Source organism: Afifella sp. JA880, from assembly GCF_025379905.1.
GTDB lineage: Bacteria > Pseudomonadota > Alphaproteobacteria > Rhizobiales > Afifellaceae > Afifella > Afifella aestuarii.
The window spans coordinates 900,687-921,594 of sequence record NZ_JAOANH010000001.1 but is presented as its reverse complement, the minus strand read 5'-3'; the positions used below and the strand labels follow the sequence as shown (position 1 = coordinate 921,594).

Genomic DNA, 20,908 nt, shown 5'->3' with positions numbered 1-20,908 from the left:
AGTAGTATCCGCCTTTCAAGCTTGTATTGTTCGGCCGTCCATAGGTGCCGTATTTAAACGAGAATGATTGAGCCATGAAAAATGAAGGCGATTACAGAATCTGGCTCGAACGGGGTGGTGCTCAAACGGATGCAGGAAGGAATTCGCGCGCGTATGCGATCCGAACCATAGAGCGCAACCTTTTTGCGCTCGGCATGCCATACCGGGATCTCGACGAAGCTTGGAAAGCCGACAGGTTCGAGGCGCTTCGCGAGCGTCTGCGGCACATGCGAAAGGATGCGCGCGCTGGTGGTAAGGATTACCGGATTTTGATGCCGGACTCCGACCACCCCCACAACAGGCTCTCCAATTGGGGCAGCTGGTTAGGCCAATACGGGCGCTTTTTGGCAGGCGATCCGCCCGGAACCGCGAAGGATGCTGATCGGATAAGGCAGTATGTCTTGGAGCGCTACATTGAGCCCGCGCGGGAGGAGGGGCGCGCTTATGTCGAGGTGCTGGTTCGCGACGTCGACGAGGCTCTAGGTCTGAATTTGGGGTGGCCGAATATCTGTCAGGCCCTCAGGGGGAAGACGTTCCAAAACATGGCGCAGACACCCGAGCCCGAGCCGGTCGGACCAGATCAAAGTTCAGCTACGGTATTCCGCTTCGATCTTCAAAGGTACTGTTTCAACAGACAGGCGCTTGAAAGGCTCCGCGCGAGGTTTCTAGCTCTTTGTCCGGACTTTCAGAGTTTCCTGGAACCGGGCAGCGGCTGGGCTAAAGGCGAGAAAGCTTACAAAGTCGCCGCGATCGATCGGGCTCGATCGGTCATTGCGGAGGATCCGACAGATGAGATCCCGGCAAGCACGTCTTTGACGTCCTGAAGACGGCCGCGAAGGACGGCCCTCTGGTCAGGTGGCAGACCGAGGACGCGATCGCCAAGAACGGGGCGGATCTACTACCTGAGTTTCACATCATCATCGGTCGGCTGCTGCGGTCCAGCGAAGGGACGGGGATCGCTTTGGCGGAGGCCTATGACGCTCTCAATGCCCTCCGAGAACGCGGCGCGACGTCCCTGACTTACGGGGAAAAGATCAACGTCTTGTCTTCGACGTTGGCGATGGTGCGACCGAGCGCGATGGCCCCTCTAAAAATCACCCGGATCAACGAGGTGTGGGAAGCACTGAGTGGAGAAAAACTCTTCGTCGAAGCTCAATCAGACATGGCAAGGGACTACCGCCGCCTTGCTGAAGGCTTCACAGAACTCTTCGAAATCATGCGCGACGAGTGGCGGTGGGAACCACAGGACTGGCTGGATATCCAAGGTTTTCTTTGGATTGCTAGCGATAGGACCGTCAGAATTCAGGTGGGGGCAGATAGCGCCAACGGTCGTGCAGGTATGGAGAGGGCAATGTCGATAACGCCTGTCAACCTGATCCTCTATGGCCCGCCCGGCACGGGGAAAACCTTTACCACCGCGACCGAGGCAGTGCGGCTGTGTGGCGAACCGGTCCCGGAAAATCGCGCTGAACTCATGGCGGCCTACCAGAGCCTGCTGAGTGCAGGGCGCATCGAGTTCGTCACTTTCCACCAGTCAATGAGCTATGAGGATTTCGTCGAAGGCCTGCGACCCATGACCGGATCGGAAGGGGACCGGGAGCCGGAATCCACTGGATTCCGGCTGGAGACGGTCCAAGGGATATTCAGACGGATCGCGAAACGCGCCGAGACCAGCGGAGCGGCGTCCGCTCGGAGTGACACTATCAAGATCAGCGGGCGCCAAGTCTTCAAGATGTCTGTCGGTCGGGCGAGCGCCGAGGAAGATAGCCGGTTTTTCGATGAAGCGATCCAGGAAAAGTGTGTGCTCCTGAATTGGGAGGATTTGAACTGGAGCGACGGGAAGTACGCTGACATCGCTGAAGTTCTGAAGACCTGTCAGAATGAGGGGAGAATTCCCGGTCCGATCACGGCTCAGTCCGGGCAGGTCCTGCAGACCGACATCTTCCGCAATCGCCTCAAGATCGGCGACATCGTGATCATTTCGAAGGGGAACAAGCGCTTTCGAGCGATCGGGGAGATTGTCGGCGAATATGAATACCATGCGCGGCATGAAGGAATATACGCCCACAGGCGTGCAGCGAGATGGCTTTGGAACGACGCAGACGGAATGCCTGTAAGCGAAATCTACCAGAAGGATTTTACTCAGGCCGCCATCTACCAACTGAATAAGGACAGCCTCAACATCCCCGCACTCGAACGATATATGAACAGCCAAAATACCGATGGTGTCACGGAGCCCGCCTCCTTCGTTCTGATCATCGACGAGATCAACCGGGCCAACATCTCCAAGGTCTTCGGCGAACTGATCACCATCCTCGAAATCGACAAGCGGCTGAGTCAGCCAAATGCGCTGCGCGTTCGACTACCCTATTCGGGAGACGAGTTCGGGGTACCGTCCAACCTCCACATACTTGGTACGATGAACACAGCCGACCGTTCCATCGCGCTTCTCGACACCGCGCTGAGGCGCCGCTTCAGCTTCTTTGAGATGATGCCGGATGCATCCCTCCTCGAAAACGTCGCCTCGAAGTGCGGGATCGATCTGCCGCGACTTCTGTCCACCATCAATGAGCGGATAGAGTATCTTTACGACCGGGAACATCAGATTGGTCACGCCTACTTCATGGCATGCGGGTCGCGGGCCGATGTCGATGAAGTCATGCGCCACAAAGTCATTCCGCTCCTGGCGGAATACTTCTTCGAGGACTGGGCCAAAATCGCGGCAGTGCTCGGCGATCTGGAGCCCGGAGAGGGTCCGATTAAAGGGGGTTTTCTCAAGCGTGCAATCCTGAAAGCACCCCCGGGCCTCGATGATGGCGAGGCGCTTTCCCGGTTCCGCTGGGAGGTGCGTCCAGAGGCCGAGGGCTTCGACTATGGGAAGTTGGTCGAGAGATGATCCGCCGCACCGTCCGCGAATGGGAGCGCATCGCCTACGGGTCTGACGATGCCGAAATCCCGGAGACGCAGGCAGACCGTCTCGCAGCTGTCGCGCGGGCCTCGGTCTTTTCCGGCCGCGGTGGCGAGGGCGTGCTGGAACACGGACGCAAAGGGCTGCGCGCACGGGGTGTCGTCGGCGTCATCGCCGCCCCAGACTGTCAGCTGGAGATCCTTCCTAAGATCGAGGGAGGAGGAGAGACCGCAGTCTCCGACGTGACCCTTCGGGTTCGCCTCATCCACATGCTGGCGGCGACCTACGATCTGCCAATCGAAGCCGGGACAATGACGCGGCTCGGCTGTCAGCGCGAGACTATGCTCGAACTCCTGATCCGTCTCTTCTGTACGAAGCTCACAGACGCGGTCCATCAGGGGATGCCGCGCCACTACCTTCAGCATGAAGACGATCTGCCTGCCTTGAGGGGACGCCTCGACGTAACTCGGCAATTCTCCGCGCTCGCTGTCTCGCCACAGAAGCTCGCGTGCCGCTTTGACGCCCTCTCGGCAGACATTGCGCTGAATCAGGCCATGCGTGCAGCGGTTAGCAAACTGTCGTGCCTGGCCGCCACGTCGGACAACCAGCGTGTGCTGCGCGGGTTGAGCTGCGTGTATGCCGACGTTGCCGAAGTTCCGCCGCGTGCGCTTCGCTGGGATCAGATTGTCCTTGATCGTACGAACCGACGCTGGAAAGATCTTCTTGCACTAGCCCGTCTTTTCCTCTCTGACCGGTACCAGCAGACGAGTGCCGGAACGATCGACGGGTATGCGTTGCTCTTCGAGATGAATGTGCTCTTCGAGAAGTATGTTGAGAGGATCCTGTCACGGGCGCTCGCTGGGACGGGCTTTCGCGTTTCCTCGCAAGGAGGGCACCGGGATAGTCTCTACGAAGGTGAGACCGGAAGCTTCCGTACACGTCCGGACCTGATCATTCGGCGAGGCAACCGGATCGTTCTGATCATCGATACCAAATGGAAACGCATAACGTCGCGTGTCGATGATCCCAAGCAGGGCGTTAGCCAGGCAGATGTTTATCAGGGGATGGCGTACGGGAGGCTCTATGACTGCCCGCACGTCATGCTCCTTTATCCGCACCATGGCGGCCTTCCCCCCGATGCGATCCTCCAGCGATTTTCGATCGCTTCGCGGCACGCGGAAGAAACCTTTTTCATAGCGACAATGGATCTTGCAGGCTCAAGGTCAGATCACATGAGGGCTCTTCGAGAGCTGCTGACCGAATGTCTGGGTGTCGCCGCCCAAGAAGAAACGGAAACTGGAGGGGAGGACGATTTGCCGGCCCGATCGGTGACCTCGTCTGCGGGCCGACAGCTAGAGCATTTCGCCGTTTGAAGGAATCTGGAGGGATTATCGTTCTTAGCGGTTTGTGCTTCGAAATGCTGGCCGGGGGGAGACCAGCATCACATGACCCGACCTATTTCCATGGATCTTCGTGCTCTAGGGAGACGGCGGAGGACGATCCGGAATACCGCAACGAATTCGAGGCGATACCGTCGCGCATACCGCTGACGCCGCACCGCGCGACGAAGCGCCCGCGCATTGAGGGCCCGCAGGTGGGCATCGTTGCGGGGCCGAGAGCGAGGAGATCCACTGCGATCAGCACGGCCGGGTGAAACCCTGGTTCCCCTGGGACCGGCGGGCGAAGAAGGCGGCTCGGACACCTGCTGGGTGCGCGTCTCGGCCTTGCGGCTCCTAAGTGCGCAAGAATATCAATCACTGAGGGGTGATTGGCTGGGGAACCTGGATTCGAACCAGGACCGACGGAGTCAGAGTCCGCTGTTCTACCGTTAAACTATTCCCCAACGGGCCGAACGGCGTCTACCTAAATTCCGCTTTCGCGCTTGGCAAGGCCATTGCAGCGATTTTCTGCGGGCGCGACAAGCCATGCACAGGCTTCAGGGCACCCAGAATGTCGCGCCGACCCTGGCGAACGTCGTTCGGCTGGCTCCAAACGTGGAGAGTGCCACCCGTTCGCAAGATCCGGGGAACCGGAAAAAGCGCCCGCGAAGAGGCCATCGAAGGTCAAAGATTTTCGCCGCCCCACACGCTGTGCGGCCTTGACCGTTTCCCTTTGCCGGCGACGCTGTTACTCTCTCCTCAACGAAAGCGTGGTCTCAACCAGGAGACCGCGCGAGGAGAGCATATGACCAAGGGCACGAATGCGGTGCGACCCGCATTCCGGCCCGGTCCGACGGAGCCGCTGGCGCGCGCAGCATCCTTGCGCGAGGCGGCGGTTGACGCTGCAGGCGCTGCGCAGCCCTCCCATCGGCGGATGGAGCGCGAAGGTGCCGAACACAAGAGCGGCTCCCGTCGATCGGGCACGAGATGGCGCGGTCGCCATGGCAGTTTCGAGCGGGGGCCTTACTATGCCGCGCTCGATCTCGGGACGAACAATTGCCGACTTTTGATTGCCGAGCCGCGGGGCGAGCATTTTCGCGTCGTCGATTCGTTTTCGCGCATCGTCCGGCTCGGGGAGGGAGTCGGCCAGAACGGCTGCCTTTCCGAGGAGGCACAATCGCGCGCCGTGGAGGCGCTGAAGGTCTGCCGGCAGAAGCTCGAGACACGGCCGATCGCACGAACCCGCCTCATCGCCACCGAAGCCTGCCGTCAGGCGACGAACGGCCGTGATTTTCTGGAAAGGGTGCAAAGCGAGGTCGGTCTCCGGCTCGAGATGATCGACCGGCGCACGGAAGCCCATCTCGCGGCGGCCGGCTGTGCCCCGCTTTTGGATCCCGCGACAGAGGGGGCCGTCCTTTTCGATATCGGTGGCGGCTCTTCCGAAATCGTCTGGCTCGACCGACGGCGCGGGCGCCGCCGCGGTCTCGTGCGCGCCTGGGCGTCTCTACCCGTTGGCGTGGTGACGCTCGCCGAGCGCTATGGTGGCGTCGACGTAACGCCTGCCGTCTTCCAGGCGATGGTGGACGATGTGCGCAAGGAATTTTTCCGCTTCCGCGCCCGGTCCGCCCTGCAGAGCGCCTTGCGTGAGCGCCGCTTTCACCTCCTCGGCACATCCGGAACGGTGACGACGCTGGCCGGCGTCTATCTCGATCTGCCGCGCTATGACCGGCGCTCCGTCGATGGTCTGTGGATGGAAGCGGCCGACATAGAAGCGATGATGACGCGGCTGCGTGCCATGGATTACGCGGCCCGCATCGCCAATCCCTGCATCGGTCGCGAGCGTGCGGATCTGGTGCTGGCCGGTTGCGCCATCTTCGAGGCGATCCGCTCCGAATGGTCGTGCGAGCGCCTGCGCGTCGCCGATCGCGGTCTGCGCGAAGGGATCCTCATTCAATTGATGCGTGCCGACGGACATCTGAAGCCGCGTCCGGATCAGCCACGCCACGACCAACACCGCCGCGGTGACATGAAAGGTGGTGAAGGGAGAGGTGGCGAGGCGAGGGCTTGCGAGGCGAAGGGAAAAAGGCGCGGCCGGCCCGACATCTCCGGAGACGATGCATGACACGGCCAGCGCTTTTGCACATAGGCCGCCCGCGCAGGCGGCTCGGGCGCGGCGTGCTGCACACGCGTGCTGCGGGCCTTATGGAAGACGGTAAGGAGACGCCCGAATGGCGCGGCTGACAAGCCACAAGAAGCGCAAACCCTCGTCGCGCCGCTGGCTGGAGCGCCAGATCAACGATCCTTATGTCACCCGCTCGAAAGCGGAAGGCATGCGCTCGCGCGCGGCCTACAAGCTTCTGGAGATCGACGAGAAATACGGGCTCCTGAAGCCGGGGCTGCGGGTCGTCGATCTCGGTGCGGCACCGGGTGGCTGGTCGCAGGTGGCGGCAAAGCGGGTGCAGTCGTCAGACGAGGCGCCCCGCGTCGTGGCGATCGATTATCTGGAGATGGACGCGCTTGCGGGCGTCGCCTTCCTGCAGAAGGATTTCCTCGACGATGACGCGCCGGATGCGCTCAAGGCGGCGCTGGGCGGGCATAAGGCCGATCTCGTCCTGTCCGATATGGCCGCGCCGACGACGGGCCACAAGCCGACCGACCATTTGCGCATCGTGGCGCTTGTGGAGACGGCTGCCGCCTTCGCCGACGAGGTTCTGGCGCCGGGCGGCGCGTTCCTGGCGAAAGTCTTTCGCGGCGGCACCGAACATACGCTTCTGGCCGAGCTCAAGAAAAGCTATGCCAAGGTCGTCCATGTGAAGCCGCCGGCGAGCCGCTCCGACAGCCCCGAAACCTATCTTCTGGCGACGGGATTTCGCGGGCAGCCGGACGAGGCATAGCGGGGGAACCTCAGCGCCGGTGCGCAGTCGCCGTGACTTTGGCTGGCGGGGAGGTGGGTGCAGACCTTTCCGGTCGATGGCTCGCATGCCATATTCGCAGCGGGCCTGAGGCCTCCCCCCGTCAACTTCGAAAAAGGTATTTCATGCGCATCATCCTTGCTGCCGCGTTCGCTCTCGCTGCCGGCACCGCTTTCGCACAGACGATTCCCACGACCGCCGAGCAACCCGGACAGGCGGAACCCGCCCGTATCGAAGCCGGCACGTATCAGGTCGATCCGGCCCATACGCAGGTCTCGTGGGCCGTGAACCATCTCGGTGTCACGATGCTGGACGGCCTGTTCGGCGCATCGGAGGGATCGCTCACCATCGATCCGGACAAACTCTCCGCTGCGAAGGTCGATGTGACCTTCCCGATCGAGGATGTCCGCGTGACCTTCGCCGATTTCGCCGGGCATCTTCAGTCGGAGAGCTTCTTCAACGCGGCTGAATATCCCACCGCCCACTTCGTTTCGACATCCGTCACGCCCGCCGACGGGAATACGGCGACGATCGTCGGCGATTTGACGATCAAGGATCAGACGAAGCCGGTGACGATTTACGCAAAGTTCGTTGGCGCGGGCACCAATCCGATGGATGACAAGCTGAATGTCGGATTCTACGGCACCGCGACGATCAAGCGAAGCGACTTCGGCCTTGACGCATACGTGCCCGCCGTATCGGACGAGGTGCATCTCGAAATCAACGCGGCCTTCATGGCGCCCTGAGCTTGCGTCGGAAGAGTGGTGCGTTTTTCGGACCGCTCTTCCGCCCGGCGCCAAGGCTGCCCAGCGTGAAGGCTGTGGCGGTCAAGGGGATCTGGGACGGATCGCCTGTGCGCTCGCACAAAATCTTGCGCAAAGATCAAGCCGGGCGGGGATCCCATCCCGCGTGCTGACCTCCGTGCCGAGTGAGCGGGAGGGAACCTCGCCGGCTTCTTTTCTCTCTGCAGGGCAGCCGTGCAAAAGGGGAAAGGACTCTTGAGGGCATTTGCAAGCCGTCACCTGCGTGTTAATGACCCGCGCCAACCTCACTTACGCCCAGTCGCACCGTTGCGATCCCTCTCGGAGGTGGCATGCCACAAATCATTGATGTCTCGACCGGTCGCGAAGCTCTTACCTTCGACGACGTGCTTCTGCGTCCCGCCCACAGCCAGGTGCTGCCGGGCGAGACCGACCTTTCAACCCGTCTGACGCGCACGATTTCCCTGAAGCTGCCGATCATTTCCTCGGCCATGGATACCGTGACGGAGGCGAAGCTTGCCATCGCCATGGCGCAGGCCGGTGGCCTCGGCGTCATCCACCGCAATCTCGATCCGGAAATCCAGGCCGAGCAGGTGCGGCAGGTCAAGAAATTCGAATCGGGCATGGTGGTGAACCCCGTCGTCATCGGCCCGGACGCGACGCTTGCCGACGCGCAGGCCCTGATGAAGGCGAACGATATTTCCGGCATTCCGGTGGTGCAGAATGCCGGCACCGGAGGCACGGTGACCGGCCGCCTCGTCGGCATCCTCACGCATCGCGACGTGCGCTTTGCCTCCGATCCGGACCAGCGCGTCTATGAGCTGATGACGCGGGAAGATCTCGTGACGGTGCGGGACAATGTCAGCCAGGAAGAGGCCAAGCGGCTTCTGCACCAGCACCGCATCGAAAAGCTGCTCGTCGTCGACGAGGCGCACAATTGCATCGGTCTCATCACGGTCAAGGACATCGAGAAGGCGCGTCTGCATCCAGATTCCGCCAAGGATTCGCAGGGCCGTCTGCGGGCCGCCGCCGCCACCAATGTCGGCGATGCCGGGCTTGAGCGCTCCGAGCGCCTCATCGATGCCGGCTGCGACGTCATCGTGGTCGACACCGCCCACGGCCATTCCTCACGCGTTCTCGAAAGCGTGACGAAGATCAAAAAACTCTCCAACGAAACGCAGATCGTCGCTGGCAATGTGGCGACGGCCGAAGGCGCCAAGGCGCTCATCGATGCCGGTGCCGATTGCATCAAGGTCGGCATCGGGCCGGGCTCGATCTGCACGACACGGGTCGTGGCCGGCGTCGGCGTGCCGCAGCTCACCGCCATTCTGGAGACGGTGGAGGAAGCCTCGAAAGCCGACATTCCGGTGATCGCGGATGGCGGCATCAAATTCTCGGGCGATCTGGCGAAAGCGCTTGCCGCCGGCGCGTCTGTCGCCATGGTGGGCTCGCTTCTCGCCGGCACGGACGAAAGCCCGGGCGACGTCTATCTCTACCAGGGCCGCTCCTACAAAGCCTATCGGGGCATGGGCTCCGTTGGCGCCATGGCTCGGGGGTCCGCCGATCGCTATTTCCAGGCGGAGGTGCGCGATTCTCTGAAGCTCGTCCCGGAAGGCGTCGAAGGCCAGGTGCCCTATAAGGGGCCGGTCGGTGGCGTTCTCCACCAGCTCGCCGGCGGACTTCGCGCCGCCATGGGCTATGTGGGCGCACAGAACCTGGAAGAATTCCGCAACAAGGCGCAGTTCCTGCGGATTTCCGGCGCGGGCTTGCAGGAAAGCCATGTGCACGACGTGCAGCTGACCCGCGAGAGCCCGAACTATCCGGGCCGCTCGTAGGCCGCTTCGACGTCGTTTCAAAAGCGCTGCCAGCCGACGGTAGCGCAACCACGTATCGTGCCGGGCGGCTTCCACCGTCCGGCCGATTTTTTCAAAGAGGCAGAAGCCATGCGCCTTCCCGGGCGGATCGATGCGGCCATCGCGGTTTTGACGGATGTGGAGGAACGCCATCGGCCCGTGGCGGAGGCGCTCAAGGATTGGGGCCTGTCGCATCGTTTTGCGGGGTCCGGCGATCGCGCGGCGATCGGCGATCTCGTCTATGACGCGCTGCGCCGACGCGCCTCCATCGCCTGGCGGATGGGGGAGGAGACGCCGCGCGCTTTGGCGCTCGGAGCGGTGGTGTTCCACTGGGGCGAGTCTGTAGGCGGTTTGAATCAACTTTTCAGCGAAGACCACCATGCCCCTGAGAAACTGACGGAATCGGAGCTTGAGAGGCTTCAAGCAACATCTGAGGAAGGCATGCCGGAGGCCGCCCGCGCGGATATTCCGGACTTTGCCGCAAAAGAGCTTGAAAGGGTCTTCGGGTCTGCCTGGGTCGAGGAGGGCGCCGCGCTTGGCGAACGGCCGCCGCTCGACCTCAGGGTCAACACGTTGAAGGCGGAGCGCGGCAAGGTGGAGGGGCAGCTTGCGCGTTTCGGCGTGGAGAAGACGCACCTGTCGCCCGTGGGGCTGCGTGTGCCGCCGCGCGAAGGCGCACGCCGGCATCCGAACGTTCAGGCCGACGAGGCCTATCAGCGCGGCCGCATTGAGATCCAGGACGAGGCAAGCCAGCTTGCGGCGCTCCTCGCCGCCTCAAGCCTCGATGACAGCGGTGGGCAGATCCTCGATTTCTGTGCCGGCGGCGGCGGCAAGACGCTCGCTCTGTCGGCGGCGCTCGCCAATCGCGGGCAAATCTACGCTCATGATGCGGACCGCCACCGCCTGGCGCCGATCTTCGAACGGCTGAAACGCGCGGGTGCACGCAATGTGCAGGTGCGGCAACCGGGCGAGGGCGCGCTCGACGATCTTGCAGGACGGATGGATGTCGTCCTCGTCGATGCGCCGTGTTCCGGCTCCGGGACCTGGCGGCGCAGGCCCGACGCCAAATGGCGCATGAAAGAAGACGCGCTGCAGGCGCGCGCCGAAGAGCAGGAAAAGATCCTTCACGAGGCGTCCCGCTTCGTGCGGCCCGGTGGCGTTCTCGTCTACGTCACCTGTTCGCTGTTTCCTGCCGAAAATGGCGAGCGCATCACCGCCTTCACCGGGGCACAGCCGGAGTTTCTGACGCTCGACCTCGCCCCGGCCTGGGACAAGGTGACGGCGAGGCCAGCGCCGCGCTGGGCGACGCCCGCAGGCCTCGTTCTCACCCCGGCCTCGACGGCAACCGACGGTTTTTTTGTCGCGGCGATGGCGCGGCAATCTTAGGCTGAGGCTTTGCACGGCGGCCCTTTGCGGTCGTCATACAGCGCTTGTCGAGGGCCTGGGCGCGACTAGCTATGGGCACGAATGCAAAGGAGTGTTTCATGGCAGAGCCCGCGCTTCAGCTCTATTTCTGGCCGACGCCCAACGGCTTCAAGGTAACCCTGTTCTTGGAGGAAGTCGGCGTCCCCTATGGCGTCAACTTTGTCGATATCGGCAAGGGCGAGCAGTTTCAGCCGGACTTTTTGAAGATTTCTCCCAACAACCGAATGCCGGCGCTGATCGACCATGACGGGCCGGGCGGCGAGCCGATCTCGATGTTCGAATCGGGCGCGATCCTGATGTATCTCGGCCGGAAATTCGGCCGCTTCTATCCGACAGACGAGAGACAGCGTGTGGAGGTGGAAAGCTGGCTGATGTGGCAGATGGCGGGCTTCGGCCCGATGCTCGGCCAGAATCACCATTTCCGCAATTACGCGCCGGAGAAGATCCCTTACGCCATCAAGCGCTACGAGGATGAAACCGATCGGCTTTACGGCGTTCTCGACCGCCGGCTGGAGGAGCGCAGCTTCGTCACTGGCGAAGAGCTGACGATCGCCGATATGGCGATCCTGCCCTGGGCGCGTTCTCCCGAAAAGCAGGGCGTTGATCTGGCGGATTTCCCCAATGTCGCGCGTTGGCGCCAGATGCTGCTCGCCCGTCCTGCCTTCGAACAGGCCTTCGCGGTCGGCCTGGACAAGCAGATGGATCTGTCCAGCGACAAGGACGCGCAGGCGGTGCTCTTCGGTCAGCGCACGCGGCGATAGGCCTACAAGCGGCTCTTTTGCAGTGGGAGGCCATCTGAACCTCTTGCTCACCATCCGCCATTAACCCCGAAAGCCGCCGCGCCACAATCTCGTGGCGGCGTCTATGGCCTGCAATCGGCCCGACCTCATCGGCACTTTCAGGCATTGGGAAGCTTGTGCCTATGCCGGCGCGGCCGGAATGGGCGTTTCGCGAGCGGCCGACGGGTCTCGTCGACGGCAGCGTGGGCGCAACCATGCAGGCGCAAACAGAACCAAAAGCCTTTCCCGTAAGAGACCCGGTTGACGCGGGCCGCGAAACCGGCCATTTCGGGAGGTGGAGAGGTGGCCGAGTGGTCGAAGGCGCTCCCCTGCTAAGGGAGTAGACGGTTTATCCCGTCTCGAGGGTTCGAATCCCTTCCTCTCCGCCATCCCTAAGCCATTGATAAAAGTGCAGAATTTCGCGGATTCGGGTTTTTGGTACCCACCAATGTACCCAGGAGCGAAGGATGCATCTCGCCCGCCGCGGCGCCGTCTGGAGGTTCCAGATTCGCTTGCCGCGTGATCTGGAACCGGTTCTCGGCGCCACCCCCATCCGCATTTTGATCGGCACTGCGACAACACGCGAGGCCCGAAGCCGGGCCCGTTTACTCGCTGGAAGGGCGGAATCCGCATTTCTCGCTTTGAAAGCCAGGGGCGGCAGAATGGACGAGCACGAAGATCCACGCGATGAGCTGATCAGGATCTTGAAAGCGAACATCGAAGAGCTTCGCGAAGCGCGTGCAGAAGACCGAAAGCAATGGGTGGAGCTGGCGGATGAGCAAAGGCGTTTCCATGCCGAACAGCTCCGCGCCATCGAGCAACGCTACAAAGACGAGCGCGCCGGTGACGCGCATGTGCTCCGCAGCGCCACGGAAAAGGTCGCCGAACTTGCCGAGGACGGTGGAGTCGGCGCCGGTGGCGAAGGAGCTACTGGTCAGCTCGAGCAACTCGTTGCGTTGCTCAAGAAGGCAGGGCTCGGAAAGAGCGAGGAGAAGAAGGCGCCTCGCTTGAGCGAATGCATCGAGGACTACGTCGCCGCGAAGCTGAGGCGCGGCAGCGACGACAAATTCGCACGCTCCATCCGCAACCGTCTCGCCGACTTCATTGCCTTTGCGGGCGACAAGCCGCTCGATGACTACGCCTTCTCCGATCTCCAGGGTTCCGACATGCTCGCGAACCTGCCGACGAATTGGATGAAGAAGGAGCTCTTCAAGGATCTGAGCCTGAAAGAGGCGGCCGAGAAGCATCTCAAGCTCCTGGAGGAGGGACCCCATCTGCTTCCCTGCTTCGGCCGCAAGACGATCAAGGACAATTTTATATCGGCATCGTCCGAACCGCCTTCGCAGAGCTTTGCGTCAAGCACGATTGCCGCAACCCTTTTGAGCACGGCAGGATCTATGTGCCTACGGAGGCAACCGCCTCGATAAAGCGCGAGGCCTTCACGGTGGGAGAGCTCAATCGCTGGTTCGCTCTCGCCGCAGCGGAGGATCGACGCGATGATCGCTGGTTGCCGCTCCTCGGAACGCTGACCGGGGCAAGGCTTGCCGAGCTCATCTACCTCCAGGGCAGGGACATCTACGAGCTGAAGAAGGGGCTCTGGGTCGCCGACCTGACGCACAAGCTCCCCATGCCTGATCGCAGGGAGACGCGGCGCGCCATCAAGACGGAGACCAGCATCCGCATCTTCGCCCTGCACTCGGTGTTCGAGAAGGTCGGCTTCCGGTTCATCCCCGCGTGTGCGGGGAACACACCGTAGAGGTGAATCGAGGTCTCGCCATCGACGGTTCATCCCCGCGTGTGCGGGGAACACATCCTCGATTTCTCACTGCCATGCCCGTCGATCGGTTCATCCCCGCGTGTGTGGGGAACACTCAGACTGTTTCGCCATGCGCTCCGTCTGGGCCGGTTCATCCCCGCGTGTGCGGGGAACACCGCATGAACGCCTCCCCGGCGCATCTCGCGGCCGGTTCATCCCCGCGTGTGCGGGGAACACGTCCTCAACCCGCTGCACGAACGCGATGAAATCGGTTCATCCCCGCGTGTGCGGGGAACACAGCCGAACAAAGCCGTGGTCCAAGACATCGATCGGTTCATCCCCGCGTGTGCGGGGAACACGCGCTGACGTTTGCGCAGCCAGTGGCTCAGCGCGGTTCATCCCCGCGTGTGCGGGGAACACACCGCATTGCGGGCGGGCGGGAAGTCCTGCTCCGGTTCATCCCCGCGTGTGCGGGGAACACCCGAGCCCGGTCAGGAAGCCCTGAGCCGCGGTCGGTTCATCCCCGCGTGTGCGGGGAACACGCGATCGCTCCGCCCTCTGTCCCTTCTATTCCCGGTTCATCCCCGCGTGTGCGGGGAACACGCGCCATCCGGCAAAGACGTTGCCGACCTCCTCGGTTCATCCCCGCGTGTGCGGGGAACACAAATGCGAGACGATCGGCGGGGGCCACTGGGTCGGTTCATCCCCGCGTGTGCGGGGAACACGCGACAATTCGCGCGCGGCGATGGAGAGCGAACGGTTCATCCCCGCGTGTGCGGGGAACACCCACGGGGAATCGGTTGCGGGCACATCGCCGTCGGTTCATCCCCGCGTGTGCGGGGAACACACACCGCAACCGACGCGGAATGCGCCACCATGCGGTTCATCCCCGCGTGTGCGGGGAACACCAGCCGGGCGAGATCTCCGGCGTTAATCACGCCGGTTCATCCCCGCGTGTGCGGGGAACACTCCTTTTGGAAGTTATTCCATTTGCTGCATTATTTCCAACGCGGAGAAGCTACCGGCTTTTGGAGGGCTAAAGGATGGTCCGATCGGGATGGAAAGCGACCAGTTTGAGGCCGTCGAAATCGGCGGGTTCACGTCGGCTGCGGCCGACCGTGACGAAGTCGAATCCTGCGTCCGTCGGTGCCGCCCAGGCCATGACGGCATCGCCATCCTCGATGAGCCCGGTCACCTGGTCCCAGATCATCTCGCGCGTGCGGGCCGAATAGGTGCCGACATAGACGCCGGCGCGCACCTCCAGAAGCCAGACGGCCAACCGGCCGCGCAGCCGTGGCGGAGCATTGTTGACGACAACGACCATCATCCGCGGTGCCCCGGATCGCCGGAAGCCTTCGGGTCGGCAAAAGCAGGAGCCACGGCATCTGCTGGCGCCGCCGGTGGTTCGAGGCCGCCGGCTTGCAGGACGTCATCGATCCCTGGAATGAGCCGCCCCAAGATGTTGTGGCGCCGGAAGGCGTCGCGGCAGGCGAGCCGCGTGGCCCGGGCGGGGTCGTCGCTCAGCTTGCCCTTGGCGTGGAGCCCGGCGACGCGAAAGGCCTCCGGAACCACCGTCTCGAACTTGTAGAGGTCGGCGATGTCATAAACGAAGGAGAGCGGCTTTCCGGTATGCAGAAAGCCGATGGCCGGCGCATAACCTGCGGCGAGCACGGCCGCCTCCGTGATGCCGTAGAGGCAGGATGTTGCAGCCGACAGGCACCGGTTCGGCACGTCGGACGTGTCGAAAGAGGAAGGATCGTAGTCGCGTCGTTTCCAGGTCACGCCGAACTGGCGCGCCAGTCCTTCGTAGAGAGCCCTGACCCGCGCTCCTTCGACGCCCCGCAGCTGGTCGACGGAGCGTTTCTCCGGCGCCGTCTCCCCGAAGCGGATTTCGAACATGCGAGCGACGACCTTGAGCCGCGCTTGAGGATCTAGGGCGAGCCGGCACTGCCAAAGGAGGCGGTCGGAGCGCGCGCCGCCCGGCTGGCCCGCGGCGTAGAGGCGAACTCCGGCTTCGCCCACCCAGATGAGCAAGGTTCCGGCCCGCGCCGCCAGGGCGATGGCGGCGTGACTGGTGCGGGTGCCGGGCTCCAGCATCAAGGCGGCCAGGCCGCCGATCGGAATGTGCGTGCGAATGCCGTTGGCGTCGACGAGAACGAAGGCGCCGTCGAGGACATCGAGCTGGCCTTTCTCGACGAAGACGATCGAAGCACGGTCTTTCAAGGGGATTGGGCGTGGCGGCGGAGCGCCCGGAAAGCGCGCGGGCACGACGTCAGGGCGCCGGTCGCACGAGCATCAGCCCGCAGCCGAACGCTTTCGCTCGCCCGAAACCGGTTGTCAGGCGGTCGAGAAAAGCAGTGGGGTCGGTGATGCTCACAAGGCCTTTGAGATCGAACACGCCGATCGTGCCGGGGCGGCCTTTTCCGCGATCGATGCGCTCGGCGCGGTAGCCGCCAAGGGTGAGGGCTTCGAGCGCAAATCCGGCCGCCTCTGCGCGCGAGGACAGCCATTCTGCGGCCGCCTCCTGGGCGAGAGCCTCACGCCGTGCGGCCCGCTCGCCGCGCTGCATACGCCCTTCGCGCTCCTTGCGCTGCATGAGGTCCATGGCGACGTCACAGCGCTTGCGCAGCGCTTTTCCATCCGCTCCAATCCCCGTCTTCCGGTCGACAGTCGCGTTGAGGCGAAGATCGAAGGCGAGCCTCTGTCCCGGCGTGAAGGCGGGGACGAAAGGCTTGCTCTCGATCCGGAAGAAGGGGCTGTCCGCGGCGGGCTCCGGTCCAAGGACATAGAAGCAGCCCTGGGCATCGAGACGCCGCCAAAGAAAGGCGGCGCTGTTGCCGGATCCGGCACGGCGGACGCTTTCCGGCATGACCGTCCAGAGCAGCTTGTGCTCGACGGAGAGACGCTTTGCATCCTCCTCAGGTTGCAGCACCGACAGGAGAGGGGCGACGCTTTCCCCGTCGCGTTTCAGTGTCAGCCGCGTGAAGAAGAGGGGGTTAGTCATCGCCTGCCATCCTCTCTTCTCCGCTCGCCGCGACGAGCCATTCGCGTCGCGCCGAAAACAGCCAGGCGTTCCGGTCCACGGGTTCATCCAGGCGAATGTGGCTGCGGCGCGGTCGGTCTGAGGCCGGGAGATCCGCTTCGTCTTCGACTGCGATGTCTCCGCTCCCCGTCTTCCAGGTCTCGCCCGCATAGATGCGAAAGGCGGCGACCACATCCGCCGCCTCGATCTCACGTGGCGCCAGAGGTGCTGCGAGCGGGCAGGAGCGGCGCCCGAGCGACAGGACGAAGCGGGGAGCGCGGAAGGCCTTCGCGAGGTCGGCCGCAATGACGGACGCGTCGGGCTGTTCCGCGTAGGCGACATGGAAGATTACGTCGGCGAGGTAGCTGCGCCGTGTGATCGAGGTTTCGAGCCCGCCGCGATGGGAAAGGGCGTCGCGGCGCGTGGCGGGTCGCCCCCTCGCGCCGGGGAGTGATTGAAACGTGTGAAAATCCTGGGTCAGGCGGCCGGGTCGCAGCGTACGTGTGGCGATGCGGAAGGAACGGCCGAGCGCCGCCTGCCCTTCGCGGTCCGTCCGTTCGATCCCCAAGGCGGCGCCGGCGAGGCCGAGAAGGGCGGAGCGTGTCGGGCGCGCAGCCGTCCCCCGCTCCACATTGCCCGCTTCCTCGCCGAAGCTTGCGAAGGGAGCCGCGCAGGTCACGACGAGGAAGGTGGTCATGCGGCCGGGCTCGAAAGGCCGGTCGCGGCGAAGTCGGCCACCTCCGCCAGCGTCGCGCTATCTTGGCGCCGCATGTCGAGGCAGATCTCTTCATCCGAAGTGTCGCCATAGACGCGGACGAATTCGGTACGCTTGTCGGTCAGCGCTTCGATCGACAGCTCCATTTGATCGCCCGATCCGACGGGCTTCAGAAAGGCGCTTGCGAGATTGATCGGCTGGCCGTCGCCCTTTTCCAGAAGCATGAAGGCCGCACGCACATGGTTGCCGAAGCTGTTCTTCTTGCCCGATGGGGAGGCTTCGGCGACGGCCCGAGTGAGGGCGCGCAGGCCCGCTGCCGCAAGGTCCGTATCGCCGGCGAGGTTGCGCACGAGCAGTTCGCGATTGACGCAGACATAGGTGTAGAAGATGCCGGCACCGAAACCGGCTTCGCCCACGAAGCCCGCGCCTGCATCTTCCTCCGGCTGCTTCAAATCGTCGACGGCGGTGTAATAATCGTCCTCGACATCGACGCGGTTGGTGGTGAAGGCATGGGCGACCTGCACCGCCGCCTCGCGATTATATGCGGGGTCGGCGGCGAGCATGCGCCCGAACATGGCGATGTCGACCGCGGTGTCGGCGGTCGCGAGCAGTGTCTTGGCGAGATCCTTCTCTTTCGGAAGCGCCTCCCCGGCCGCAGCTTTCTCGGCCAGTTCGAACGCCTTTTCCCGCTCCTCCGGAGAAACGAACGCAAGTTGTTCGATGCGCGTGGGGTGACTGTCGTTTGCCGGTTTCAGCTTGCCGAAGGCGGCCACGACCTCGCGGGTGATCGTCGTGGCCCTATCTTCTTCGCTGCCCTTCGCCAGGAGATGCTGCAGAAGCTCCTCGCCGAGACGCTGGGTGCGGGCGCCGAGCTTTCCGGCAAGCGTCGTCTGAAAGGCTTCCGACGTGCGGATCGCCCGCTTCAGTGCCTGGCTGGAAATGCGCATGCGCGTGACCCCACCGATGACCGCGGTCTTCGGCCGCCCGAGATCGTCCCGGTTCGGGTTCGATGGCGGATAGACGGTCAGGGCATGCATTTGCAGGAAGCGGCTCATAGGGCGGTCTCCGGGGCATTTGGGGCAGCCGCTTCCGCGGGCGGCAGAGGGCTGAGGCCGTAAGGCTGGTAGTAGTGCAGTGTCCAATCGCGGCGGGTGCGATCGTCGAACGTCATGACGTCGGCGATGAAGGCCGCCACGTTGAAAGGCGTGTCGCCGAGGATGGCGAGTGCGCGCCGTGTGGCGCGAAGGAAGCGATCCGGCTCGTCGCCCGCTCGCAGCAGCGCACCGAACCGCGCGCGCGACAGGCGGGGGCGTTCGCCTTCCATGGCGAGATGCCCGTCGGCCTTCAATCCGAGCACTGCGGCGAAATGCTGGCGTGAGGGGTGCGCGGGCGGGCGGATGCCGGCGAGGAGGGCGGCAAGAAGTGCGAGCCGCTCCATCAGGCGGGTCTGCGCGTCGCTATTCTTCGGCCAGTCGCTCCGCATGGCGAGATGAACGCGGCGGATGAGATCATGCGTCGGTTCGATGAGAAGGGCATCGGTGAGGTTCTGGCATCGGCGCAACTCGGCACGGGCCGCCGCGTCACCAGCTTTGTTCCGCTCGCGATCGCGGTCCGGGTGCAGCGCATGCCACCAGGCGAGCACCGCTTTCAGCCCTTCGTCCGACAATTTCATGCGGGCTCCTCCGTCGTCGCTTTGTTGCGCTGCGGCTCGGGCAGCCTCAGCATGCCGAAGAGCTTCTTGCCCGCGCCCGTCCGGCCGGAGAGATCGCTCTGCAGGCGAGAGAGCGCGGCGACGATGCGCCCGGCGTCCTCGGGCTTGTCGAGCGGCACCGGCGCCCGCTCTTCGAATTCGGCAAGCGCCGCTTTCCGCAAGGCCCCCAGGAAGCGGCGGGTCGCAGCCTCTTCGTTTTGCGCAGGATCGGCGAGAAAGCCTGCGAGACCGGCATGGAATGCCGCCTCCGCCGTGGCGATGAACGTGGCGCCGGCCGCGTCCAGAACGCCCTTGTCGAGGGCGACGGACGCGCCGTCGCCGAAGAGGGCCGATTTGAGGGCGCGCCGCAGGCAGGAGGCCGCCATGCTTCCCGCCTCGGCAAAGCGCCGGGCGAGATCGTCGAGCGCCTTCTGCTCGGCCTCGGTCGGGGCGAGATGCAGCGGCTCCTCGGCGAAGAGATAGGCGATCGCTTCCATATTGTTCATGGCCCAGCCACCGACCCTGAGCCGCGGTTCGGCGGCACCCTCGGGCATCAGATCGGAGCGGCGCAGGCCGCGCGCGAGCCGGACGGCCTCGGCCGGGCGCGCGAGCCTTTGGTCCTCTGCGCCGATCGCCACCCCCACCCAGTCGCGATAGGAGAGCCGGCCGCTCTTCGCCTTGAGGGAAAAAGGCTCGCTCGTTTCGTTCTGCTGCCGATAGGGCGTCAACGGATGCTGCCAGGTCGGCCCGTAATCGACGCCCCAAGGCTTCTGCACGAAGTCGGTAACGAGAGGCTCCTCCTCGCCGCTCAGCGGACAGCGCCCGCGCTCCTCCGACACGACGAGACGAATGCGCCGCGGCATGCCGAAATAGACCTGCAGCGCTTCGACGTCACCGTCATGCGGATGAACCTGGCGGCCGGCCGTCTTGTCGGAGACGAGGGTCGGGGCGAGCCAGGGCAAGGCGGCAGCCAGCCGCTCCGGCTTCGGCGCCCGCATGGGAACGAGATTGGCGAGAAGTCGCCGCGCCAGCGGCTGGGGCGCGCCGTCGGCTGCGAGAGGCACGACAAGCGCGGAAAGGGGCCCGCCGCCACGCATCGAGGTACGATTGCCGGCCCCGCCGGAAGGCGCAAAGGCCTGCAACGTGTAAAGCGCCATCGCTGCGGCGCGCAGACCGAAAGCCGGAAAGCGGGCGCGGTGCGTCAGAAGATCGGCGTTCTTCTTCTGGCCGTTCTGCCCCGGCGTGTCGATGAGAAGCGCTTCGACGGGCGCCGGTGCACCGTCGAGGGGCTCGAAAGCCTGGAGAAAACGCGGGCTGTCGCCGCCGAGCTCGAAAGCCGGCACGAAGGGGCGAAGCCGCTCTTCCCACGCCGGGCGCGACAGCGGCGCAGCCCACAGATCCTCCCACACATCCTCGTCGCGAAGATCGAGGGCAAGCTGTGCGATGCCGAGCGCGAGCTCATGCGCGGCGATGTTGAAATCCGCCCGCGGCCAGGCGAATTCGACCGGAAAATCATCATCTTCGCCCGACAACGATAGGAGTTCTGACGCGCAGATCCACGACCGATAGCCGGAGCGTAGGAGGACTGGGAAGAAGCTGTCAGTGAGCAGATTGTACATTGTTAATTGAATAGTGCTGAGAATCGAATCGATACTCTCATGTCTTAGTA

17 protein-coding genes, 2 tRNA genes, 2 pseudogenes and 1 CRISPR repeat array are annotated in these 20,908 nt (G+C 63.8%); of the genes and pseudogenes, 13 read left to right on the top strand and 8 right to left on the bottom strand.

The window, feature by feature from the left end; genetic code table 11:
* The first annotated feature begins 74 nt into the window (after positions 1-74).
* From NYQ83_RS04290 to NYQ83_RS04275, 4 genes and pseudogenes are all read left to right on the top strand, one after another.
* Positions 75-863 carry a hypothetical protein gene (locus NYQ83_RS04290; RefSeq protein WP_261212767.1) on the top strand — a complete coding sequence of 263 codons (789 nt, stop codon included), beginning with the start codon at positions 75-77 and terminating at the stop codon, positions 861-863.
* A gap of 137 nt (positions 864-1,000) precedes the next feature.
* Positions 1,001-2,935 (top strand): AAA family ATPase, encoded by a 1,935-nt coding sequence (locus NYQ83_RS04285; protein ID WP_261212765.1) that lies wholly within the window; start codon positions 1,001-1,003, stop codon positions 2,933-2,935.
* Positions 2,932-4,320, top strand: coding sequence for an McrC family protein (locus NYQ83_RS04280; protein WP_261212763.1), 1,389 nt, complete (start codon positions 2,932-2,934; stop codon positions 4,318-4,320). Before NYQ83_RS04285 ends, NYQ83_RS04280 begins: the two co-directional genes overlap by 4 nt.
* Before the next feature lie 119 nt (positions 4,321-4,439).
* Positions 4,440-4,668 (top strand): annotated as a pseudogene (locus NYQ83_RS04275) (type VI secretion system tip protein VgrG); the annotation flags it as partial.
* A 48-nt stretch (positions 4,669-4,716) separates the two neighbouring features.
* On the opposite strand, the gene NYQ83_RS04270 reads toward NYQ83_RS04275, so the two are convergent.
* Positions 4,717-4,790, bottom strand: a tRNA-Gln gene (locus NYQ83_RS04270).
* A 341-nt stretch (positions 4,791-5,131) separates the two neighbouring features.
* Here NYQ83_RS04270 and NYQ83_RS04265 point away from each other — a divergent pair.
* From NYQ83_RS04265 to NYQ83_RS04230, 9 genes and pseudogenes are all read left to right on the top strand, one after another.
* Positions 5,132-6,448 (top strand): Ppx/GppA phosphatase family protein, encoded by a 1,317-nt coding sequence (locus tag NYQ83_RS04265; protein WP_261212762.1) that lies wholly within the window; start codon positions 5,132-5,134, stop codon positions 6,446-6,448.
* A 106-nt stretch (positions 6,449-6,554) separates the two neighbouring features.
* A complete protein-coding gene (locus tag NYQ83_RS04260; protein ID WP_234627439.1) occupies positions 6,555-7,220 on the top strand; it encodes an RlmE family RNA methyltransferase in 666 nt (221 codons plus the stop codon).
* A gap of 143 nt (positions 7,221-7,363) precedes the next feature.
* A complete protein-coding gene (locus NYQ83_RS04255) occupies positions 7,364-7,984 on the top strand; it encodes a YceI family protein (protein WP_234627440.1) in 621 nt (206 codons plus the stop codon).
* Between the two features lie 347 nt (positions 7,985-8,331).
* Positions 8,332-9,834 (top strand): IMP dehydrogenase, encoded by a 1,503-nt coding sequence (gene guaB, locus NYQ83_RS04250; protein ID WP_261212759.1) that lies wholly within the window; start codon positions 8,332-8,334, stop codon positions 9,832-9,834.
* Between the two features lie 108 nt (positions 9,835-9,942).
* Entirely contained in the window at positions 9,943-11,238 is a 1,296-nt protein-coding gene (locus tag NYQ83_RS04245; RefSeq protein ID WP_261212758.1) for an RsmB/NOP family class I SAM-dependent RNA methyltransferase, read from the top strand.
* A gap of 98 nt (positions 11,239-11,336) precedes the next feature.
* Positions 11,337-12,038: a glutathione binding-like protein gene (locus tag NYQ83_RS04240; RefSeq protein WP_128293135.1), complete on the top strand. Its 702-nt coding sequence runs from the start codon at positions 11,337-11,339 to the stop codon at positions 12,036-12,038.
* Between the two features lie 315 nt (positions 12,039-12,353).
* A tRNA-Ser gene (locus NYQ83_RS04235) sits at positions 12,354-12,445 on the top strand.
* Positions 12,446-12,523: 78 nt separating this feature from the next.
* Positions 12,524-12,691, top strand: a pseudogene (locus NYQ83_RS17820) (DUF6538 domain-containing protein); the annotation flags it as partial.
* A gap of 27 nt (positions 12,692-12,718) precedes the next feature.
* Positions 12,719-13,483, top strand: coding sequence for a hypothetical protein (locus NYQ83_RS04230; RefSeq protein ID WP_261212755.1), 765 nt, complete (start codon positions 12,719-12,721; stop codon positions 13,481-13,483).
* 293 nt (positions 13,484-13,776) lie between these two features.
* Positions 13,777-14,781: direct repeats of the CRISPR family, unit length 29 nt; unit sequence CGGTTCATCCCCGCGTGTGCGGGGAACAC.
* 67 nt (positions 14,782-14,848) lie between these two features.
* Here the strand turns inward: NYQ83_RS04230 and cas2e are convergent.
* From cas2e to casA, 7 genes are read right to left on the bottom strand one after another with little or no spacing between them, the layout of a single operon-like run.
* Entirely contained in the window at positions 14,849-15,139 is a 291-nt protein-coding gene (gene cas2e, locus NYQ83_RS04225) for a type I-E CRISPR-associated endoribonuclease Cas2e (RefSeq protein WP_261212753.1), read from the bottom strand.
* The gene (gene cas1e / locus NYQ83_RS04220) at positions 15,136-16,035 is read right to left on the bottom strand and encodes a type I-E CRISPR-associated endonuclease Cas1e (protein WP_261212749.1); all 900 of its coding nucleotides are present in this window, start codon (positions 16,033-16,035) and stop codon (positions 15,136-15,138) included. Before cas1e ends, cas2e begins: the two co-directional genes overlap by 4 nt.
* A 49-nt stretch (positions 16,036-16,084) precedes the next feature.
* Positions 16,085-16,816, bottom strand: coding sequence for a type I-E CRISPR-associated protein Cas6/Cse3/CasE (gene cas6e, locus NYQ83_RS04215; RefSeq protein WP_261212747.1), 732 nt, complete (start codon positions 16,814-16,816; stop codon positions 16,085-16,087).
* Positions 16,809-17,531: a type I-E CRISPR-associated protein Cas5/CasD gene (gene cas5e, locus NYQ83_RS04210; RefSeq protein ID WP_261212739.1), complete on the bottom strand. Its 723-nt coding sequence runs from the start codon at positions 17,529-17,531 to the stop codon at positions 16,809-16,811. The genes cas6e and cas5e overlap by 8 nt, the downstream gene beginning before the upstream one ends.
* Positions 17,528-18,604, bottom strand: coding sequence for a type I-E CRISPR-associated protein Cas7/Cse4/CasC (gene cas7e / locus NYQ83_RS04205; RefSeq protein ID WP_261212738.1), 1,077 nt, complete (start codon positions 18,602-18,604; stop codon positions 17,528-17,530). Before cas7e ends, cas5e begins: the two co-directional genes overlap by 4 nt.
* Positions 18,601-19,221 (bottom strand): type I-E CRISPR-associated protein Cse2/CasB, encoded by a 621-nt coding sequence (gene casB / locus NYQ83_RS04200; protein WP_261212737.1) that lies wholly within the window; start codon positions 19,219-19,221, stop codon positions 18,601-18,603. The genes cas7e and casB overlap by 4 nt, the downstream gene beginning before the upstream one ends.
* The gene (gene casA, locus NYQ83_RS04195; RefSeq protein WP_261212732.1) at positions 19,218-20,858 is read right to left on the bottom strand and encodes a type I-E CRISPR-associated protein Cse1/CasA; all 1,641 of its coding nucleotides are present in this window, start codon (positions 20,856-20,858) and stop codon (positions 19,218-19,220) included. Before casA ends, casB begins: the two co-directional genes overlap by 4 nt.
* Positions 20,859-20,908: the final 50 nt, after the last annotated feature.